Origin of the sequence: Streptomyces sp. MB09-02B (assembly GCF_033794485.1) — a bacterium.
GTDB lineage: Bacteria > Actinomycetota > Actinomycetes > Streptomycetales > Streptomycetaceae > Streptomyces.
The window spans coordinates 1-5,799 of sequence record NZ_JARGEE010000504.1; the positions used below are offsets into that span (position 1 = coordinate 1).

General features: G+C 69.4%; 14 protein-coding genes and 1 pseudogene. 11 read left to right on the top strand and 4 right to left on the bottom strand.

Translation table 11 applies throughout. The features are described 5' to 3' along the window. From P1P70_RS39110 to P1P70_RS39135, 6 genes and pseudogenes are all read left to right on the top strand, one after another. A pseudogene (locus P1P70_RS39110) lies at positions 1-379 on the top strand (hypothetical protein); the annotation flags it as partial. Between the two features lie 11 nt (positions 380-390). Then, positions 391-795 (top strand): hypothetical protein, encoded by a 405-nt coding sequence (locus P1P70_RS39115; protein ID WP_319246297.1) that lies wholly within the window; start codon positions 391-393, stop codon positions 793-795. Then, complete coding sequence (locus P1P70_RS39120) at positions 795-1,442, top strand: hypothetical protein (RefSeq protein ID WP_319246300.1); 648 nt, start codon at positions 795-797, stop codon at positions 1,440-1,442. The genes P1P70_RS39115 and P1P70_RS39120 overlap by 1 nt, the downstream gene beginning before the upstream one ends. Positions 1,443-1,458: 16 nt before the next feature. Continuing rightward, entirely contained in the window at positions 1,459-1,707 is a 249-nt protein-coding gene (locus tag P1P70_RS39125; RefSeq protein ID WP_319246303.1) for a hypothetical protein, read from the top strand. A 20-nt stretch (positions 1,708-1,727) separates the two neighbouring features. Next, positions 1,728-1,886, top strand: a complete 159-nt coding sequence (locus tag P1P70_RS39130) for a hypothetical protein (RefSeq protein WP_319246306.1) — start codon at positions 1,728-1,730, stop codon at positions 1,884-1,886. A gap of 89 nt (positions 1,887-1,975) precedes the next feature. Continuing rightward, the gene (locus tag P1P70_RS39135; protein ID WP_319246309.1) at positions 1,976-2,122 is read left to right on the top strand and encodes a hypothetical protein; all 147 of its coding nucleotides are present in this window, start codon (positions 1,976-1,978) and stop codon (positions 2,120-2,122) included. A gap of 306 nt (positions 2,123-2,428) precedes the next feature. Here P1P70_RS39135 and P1P70_RS39140 read toward each other — a convergent pair whose 3' ends face one another. From P1P70_RS39140 to P1P70_RS39150, 3 genes are read right to left on the bottom strand one after another with little or no spacing between them, the layout of a single operon-like run. Continuing rightward, entirely contained in the window at positions 2,429-2,737 is a 309-nt protein-coding gene (locus tag P1P70_RS39140) for a hypothetical protein (RefSeq protein ID WP_319246311.1), read from the bottom strand. Then, positions 2,734-3,114: an endonuclease domain-containing protein gene (locus P1P70_RS39145; protein WP_319246313.1), complete on the bottom strand. Its 381-nt coding sequence runs from the start codon at positions 3,112-3,114 to the stop codon at positions 2,734-2,736. The genes P1P70_RS39140 and P1P70_RS39145 overlap by 4 nt, the downstream gene beginning before the upstream one ends. Then, complete coding sequence (locus P1P70_RS39150) at positions 3,111-3,344, bottom strand: hypothetical protein (RefSeq protein WP_319246315.1); 234 nt, start codon at positions 3,342-3,344, stop codon at positions 3,111-3,113. The genes P1P70_RS39145 and P1P70_RS39150 overlap by 4 nt, the downstream gene beginning before the upstream one ends. Before the next feature lie 112 nt (positions 3,345-3,456). Between P1P70_RS39150 and P1P70_RS39155 the strand changes: the two genes are divergently transcribed. Together P1P70_RS39155 and P1P70_RS39160 are read left to right on the top strand one after the other, a co-directional pair. Then, positions 3,457-3,720, top strand: coding sequence for a hypothetical protein (locus tag P1P70_RS39155; protein ID WP_319246318.1), 264 nt, complete (start codon positions 3,457-3,459; stop codon positions 3,718-3,720). Between the two features lie 81 nt (positions 3,721-3,801). Continuing rightward, complete coding sequence (locus P1P70_RS39160) at positions 3,802-4,185, top strand: hypothetical protein (RefSeq protein ID WP_319246321.1); 384 nt, start codon at positions 3,802-3,804, stop codon at positions 4,183-4,185. Here P1P70_RS39160 and P1P70_RS39165 read toward each other — a convergent pair. Continuing rightward, on the bottom strand, positions 4,167-4,322 hold the full coding sequence (locus P1P70_RS39165; protein WP_319246324.1) for a hypothetical protein: 156 nt from the start codon (positions 4,320-4,322) through the stop codon (positions 4,167-4,169). The genes P1P70_RS39160 and P1P70_RS39165 overlap by 19 nt on opposite strands. A gap of 169 nt (positions 4,323-4,491) precedes the next feature. Here P1P70_RS39165 and P1P70_RS39170 point away from each other — a divergent pair, with 169 nt between their 5' ends. The 3 genes from P1P70_RS39170 (at position 4,492) to P1P70_RS39180 (ending at position 5,628) form a co-directional block, all read left to right on the top strand. Beyond that, entirely contained in the window at positions 4,492-4,866 is a 375-nt protein-coding gene (locus P1P70_RS39170; protein WP_319246327.1) for a hypothetical protein, read from the top strand. A 22-nt stretch (positions 4,867-4,888) separates the two neighbouring features. Next, positions 4,889-5,158, top strand: a complete 270-nt coding sequence (locus tag P1P70_RS39175) for a hypothetical protein (protein WP_319246330.1) — start codon at positions 4,889-4,891, stop codon at positions 5,156-5,158. A gap of 125 nt (positions 5,159-5,283) precedes the next feature. Further along, a complete protein-coding gene (locus P1P70_RS39180; protein WP_319246333.1) occupies positions 5,284-5,628 on the top strand; it encodes a hypothetical protein in 345 nt (114 codons plus the stop codon). Positions 5,629-5,799: the final 171 nt, after the last annotated feature.

Genomic DNA, 5,799 nt, shown 5'->3' on the forward strand with positions numbered 1-5,799 from the left:
GGATATGTTTATAAGAGCCAGGCCCCACACCGAGACCCGACACCCGGCCGCCCGCAAGCAGGAGCGAGAGGCCGCCCGGCAGTCCCTCCTCGACGCCTGGGACAACGTTCCGCGCCGGATGCGCTGGCTCATCCGCCACGCCACCGCAGCAGCCGTCGGCTGGCCGCTCGGCTGGGTCGGCTGGGCCACCGACACCGCCGCCTGGTACGCCGCCGGCAACTGGACCACCCCCACAGCGTGGGTCCTGTACGGCCTCGGCGCCTGCATCCTCGGCCTGTACCGGCGCTCCCGCACCTGGGCGTGGCCCTTCGCCTGGTGCGCCGCCGTCCCCGTCTCCTCCATCGCCGTCGGCGTACTCCTGTACGCCCCCACATCCTGAAGGAACCCGTCGTGACCAGCGTGTTCGGCAACCTCGGCATCGTCGGCCTCGCCGTCGCCCTCACCGTGCTGCTCCTCGTCGGCATCAAAGGCGGAGGCAAGGTCAAACCCCTCGGCTGGTGGCCCTGCCTCGTCCTCGGCATGCTCGCCGGATCGTCGTACTACGCGGCTGGCGGAGTGTTCGCGATCATCCCCGACCTCGTCAACGGCGGCCTCACCGCAGCCCGCGGCCTCGTGCCAGGTGTGACGATGGCGGCCGTCGCACTCACCCTGGCCATCGTCATCGGGTTCAAGAAGCTGACCACGAAGCAGGTCGCCATCCTCGGCATCGTCTTCTGGTACGCGGCATCCGGCGCCGGCGGGGTGTGGGGGCAGGTCGCGAAGGCGATCGCAAACCTCGGAACGCAGGTGTCCTGATGCGCGCCCTTGCCGACCGTGTCCGCGCCGTGCTCGCCCTCACCGGGCCACTCGGCGACGGCTTCCGCATCCTCCTGCTGCGCCTGATCGCCCGCTTCGGCTGGAAGACCGTCCTCATCGCCGCCGCTGTCCTGCTGTACGCCGCGAACCGGTACCGGACCTGGATCCCCTACGGCCTCGCCGTCGCCTGCACAGCCGCATGGATGCACGCCCCCAAGGAGGCCAGGCACGACGACGAGGAAGACGACGACGAACCCACGGGGGAGGAGCCCGCCGGGCCGGATCCGCAGGACGTGACAGACCTGGTCCGCGACCTCATCGGCGACGACCGCGGCATCCTCCTCACCGCCCTCCGCCAGCCCCTCCAAGCGGCCGACACGCGGGCCGTCCGCGAGGTGCTCTCCGAGGCCGGCATACGGGTGCGGGACGGGGTGCGCACGGCGGGCGGGAACGGGCCCGGCGTCCACCGGCACGATCTGCCGCCCCTCCCCCCTGCCCTCGACAGCCCTGCCGTTGGTTCGTTGACCTGCACCAACGCAGCCAACGCCAACGCCAACAACGAGTTGCGGGTGGAGTCCCGAGAGGGGATGACGATCATCACCGACCCGGCTGATCGGCACCGCGCGCACTCGCTGAAGAAACCCTGAACCGCCCGGAGACCCGATGCCGTACGAGTACTGGTGCGCCCACTGCCAGGCCGTCTCACCCGCCCGCCGCGACCGCCAGGCCGACGCCGAGGACGACCTTTTGGCGCACCGCCACGACGCGCACGGAGGACTCCGGCCGGCCGCGGGGGACGGCGTACGGCGGGTTCATTCGGCGGCGCGCGGCGACGGGATTCTCCCGGACGGAAGTTGTCTGTTTGTCGCGTTCATGCTCGCGCTGGTCCTGGCGAACTGCTGGGGCCGCTGACCGATCTGAAGGGATCCCTCATGGAGTTCATCCGCTACCGCGTGACCGATGAGGACGGGACGTTCCTCGACGAGTTCTCGACCAACGCGCCGGACTTTGCGAAGGAGCGGATCGGCCGGATCCGTAAGTACCGGCCGAACCTCAAGGTCGCCGAGACACCCGATCCGAGCGACGGCTGACCACCTCATAGACCCCGGCGCGGCCGCCATCCGCCAAGACATCGGCCGCGCCGGTCCACCCATCTCGACGAGACAGGAGAACCAACATCATGGCACTCGGCTGGACCAAGAACCCCGAGCCCGACGACCCGCGGCTGCAAGGCCACGAGACCACCTACCAGGCATCCCGCGGCGGCTACTTCCCGACCCCGGACAAGCCTGTTCCCGGCACTCCGCAAGAGGAGACGCAGGAGTAGCCGGCCTGCCACACTGGTGTCTCGCGCCGGGTAGTGCCCGGCATTGGCCCCGCTAGGTCCCCCCGTCCTAGCGGGGCCTTCACTCGTTCGGGTGACTGACGCCACGCGGGTGCGGGTCTACGGTCGGAGGCCGGATCGGCTGCGGGGGCACAACTGCGTGTTCGCAGCACGCAGCGGGCTGGCCGAGCTGCGACGGCCTTCCCGCCAGCAGTCGATCTGGTGGCGGCGCTCCTGTCTTCGGATTGGGGCGCCGCCGCACGTGAGGCCCCGCCCGGAAACGGTGCGGGGCCTTCGTCATGCGGTGGGCTACAGGCCGCGTGTGCTCGCGTTCAGCCGGGCCCGGTGCTGGCGTACTCCGTCTTCGTCGTACGGCGCGTCCACCCCGATCTCCTGGTGGATGCGCTGGTACACGCCGTCCTCGATCAGTTGGATGTCGAGTTCGGTCCACGGGGTGGGGCCGACGAGCGGGGTGATCGTCTTGATGCGTTCGACGATCCAGTCGCACTGCATCGACCAGCCGCCTTTGTAGGCGTCGCGGCGGGCGGTCTGGAGGTCAGTCCAGAGGTACGACAGTTCCTCGCGCAGGGCCGCGCGCAGGGCCTCGGTCTCGCTCATCGGGTGGTCTCCTCGCTGGGCGCCGGGCGCTCTAGGTGCCAGGGGCTCGCAAGGTACTGCGCCTTGGCCTCGGCGTGCGCACCGTTCGTCGGGTACGCGATCCGGGTGTTGCACGGCGAGCACAGCAGACCGCGCACCGCGCCGCCGCTGAAGCCGTAGGCGTAGTCGTGGTCGATCACGAGGTAGCCGTGGCTCGTCTCGATGCCGGGCACCCGGCAGATCTCGCACTTGCCGCCGGACCGCCGGAGGAGAGCGGCGTAGTCGGCGCAGGTCATGCCGTAGCGGCGGTGCCTATGGCGGCAGGCTCGCGGCGCGTTGTCGCCTACACAGGGGACTTCCGGCTTGGTGTTGCGCGCCCAAGTGGTGCGCGTGGTCATGACGGCTTCACCTTCCCGTCGCGGATGCGGGCGACGTACTCGCGCGTGTAGCCGGTGGCTTCGACGACTTCGCTGAGTCGGCCGCGCGGGTACGGCTTGGGCTCGGGGAAGAGTCGCGGGATGAGGGCGCGGATGCGGTCGCGGTCCTCGTCGTTCTGGCTCTCGCGTTCCTTGATCCGGCGCGCGATGGCGCGGACTTCTTCGAGCTGCTCTTGGTAGTGGTCTGACATGACCCCAGTATGCCACCACTGTAGGCAGACGCAATGTGCCTACACGGTTGACATGAGAACGGCGTAGGCATACCTTGTAGTCATAAGGGAACGCCGCACCGAGGGGGCAGCAATGCAGAACAAGACCATCACCATCCGCAACATCGAAGACGCCGTCGCCACCATCGCCGCTTACGCCACCCGCGTCATTGCCGCCGGCAACCACCCCGGCCACAACCTCGAAGAAGTCGGCGCCCGCATGACCCGCGACGAAGTCCTCGACACCATCCGCGCCTCCCTCACCCGCCGCATCAGCAACGGCGCCACCGCCAAGGAAGCCATCATCGGCACCGGCCAGGCCGTCATCGCCCACTACTGCAACGCCGCCGGGATCTGACCCGCCGGGGCAGGGCGCCCCTCACCGCGCCCTGCCCCGGCCCTCACCTCAACCAGCAGAACCGCCCCAGGGAGAGCCCAGATGACCGCCGCCACCCGCACCCGCCGCAACACCCTTCGCACCGCCACCCACACCAGCCGCGCCCTCGGCTACCGCACCCTCTCTGGCCACATCGCCGCCGCAGTCGAAGCCGGCAGGCTCATCCTCATCACCGGCTTCCTTCAGCGCATCGGCGGCGCGGACCTCCCCGACGGCAAGGTGTCCTGGCTCGGCCGGCACTGCGCCAAGGCCTACCGGGCGCAGCACGGCACCAGCCCGATCCGCGTGTGGGCACAGCACCGCACGACCGGCAAGTGGAACCACGTCTACGCCTACGGCCCCATCGACGAGGCGCTGTACGCGGGCCTCACCAGCTACAAGGGCACCCGCCACCTCCTCGCCTCCACCTACCAGGAGGCCGCCTGAACCAACTTCACGTTCGGCCAGCGCATCCGCACCACCGCCGAATTCGGCGTCATCGGCGACGTCACCATCATCGACGCCTTCGCACCAGCCGGAGCGTTCGGCACCGTCATCTTCCCCGCCGACAGTTGGGGTGACATCGGAGTCCTCCTCGACGGCGACTCGTCCGGATCGATCCGCGGCTACAGCGAAGACCAACTGACCCTGATCGCCGACGTACCCGACTGGGTGCCGGGCCTGATCGAGTAGCCCCGGCCACCGTCCTGCACCCCGTCGCCGCCCGCGTCCAACTCAAGGAGACACCAACCCGTGCGCTGGCATCTCACCCCCGGCACCATCACCCCCGACGCCATCGAAGCATTCACCCGCGGCGCCTGCGCTGGCCTCGCCATCGCCGTCCACGACGTCACCGGATGGCCGATCGTTGAAGTCGGCCACTGCGATGGGCTGCCCCTGCATTTCCTGGTCCGCCACCCCGGCGGTCTCCTCGTCGACATTCGCGGCAGCCACACCGACCAGACGGTGAGCGACGAGTGGGAGTTCGACGCCGACGGCGGGATCGTCGCGCTTGCCGGGGTGGGGCGCGCCGCAGTCTGGGACTGCTATCTCGTGGATTGCGGGGAGATCGTCCCGATGGATTTGGTGCGCACGTTTGTGCCTGCCGTCATCGCCCTGACCGCCTGACCCGACCCGACAGGAGAACCCCATGACCGAGCTCGCCCACCGCCAGCAGCCGACCGGACCGATCGTCTGGGTCCTCGCCACCGGAGAAGACCACGAAGGCGGCACAGTCCTCGGCGTCTACACGACGAAGGAAGCCGCCAAGGGCCCGTTCGTCGCAGCCGCCCAACAGATTCCGTTCGACCTCGACAACGCGTGGCAGGACGAGGAAAGCGGCGCGGTCCACGCGCACGGCGGCTGCGACTGGGTGTCCCTCGAACCCCACCCGCTGATCAGCGCACAGCAACTCACCTGACCCCGCCCGCATGCATGAGGCTCTCCTCCCCGCCACCAGGGGAAGAGAGCCTCAGGCCATTCCGCCTTCACACGGTGCGCACATCCGATATCGTCCCCCACCCGCGACACCACCTTGGGGGACCCATGCGCCACGCCACCACCACCCTGCTCGCCGCCGCCTGCCTCGCCCTCGCAGGCTGCTCCGACGGAGGCGAGGAGCCGACGAAGACGGTCACCGCCACAGTCACCACCTCCCCGTCGCTGTCGGAAGCGGAGGCAAAGCAGGCGTGCGTGAAAGCGTGGCTGGCGTTGATGACGGCCGACGGCTACGACCCGGACGCGGAGCCTGCCACACCAGACGAGTGCGGGAACCTGCCCGGTCAGGCGGACATGTACGCCGAAGCACTCGCGCAACGGAACGCCGCGAACCGGGAATCACTGGACGAGTGCCTGGAGAACCCCGCCTGCACGGGATGGCCCGTGCCCTAGCCAGCCGCGATACGCCAGAGGCCCGCCATTCCCAGACGCCCATCGGGAACGGCGGGCCTCACCCGTCCGCCTACCTGTACACCACGGTTACCATCAAAGCACAACAGACGGTAACCAGCGAGGAGGCGCCGGATGCCCACCCCCGACCCCGACGCCCCCCAAGGCCTCACC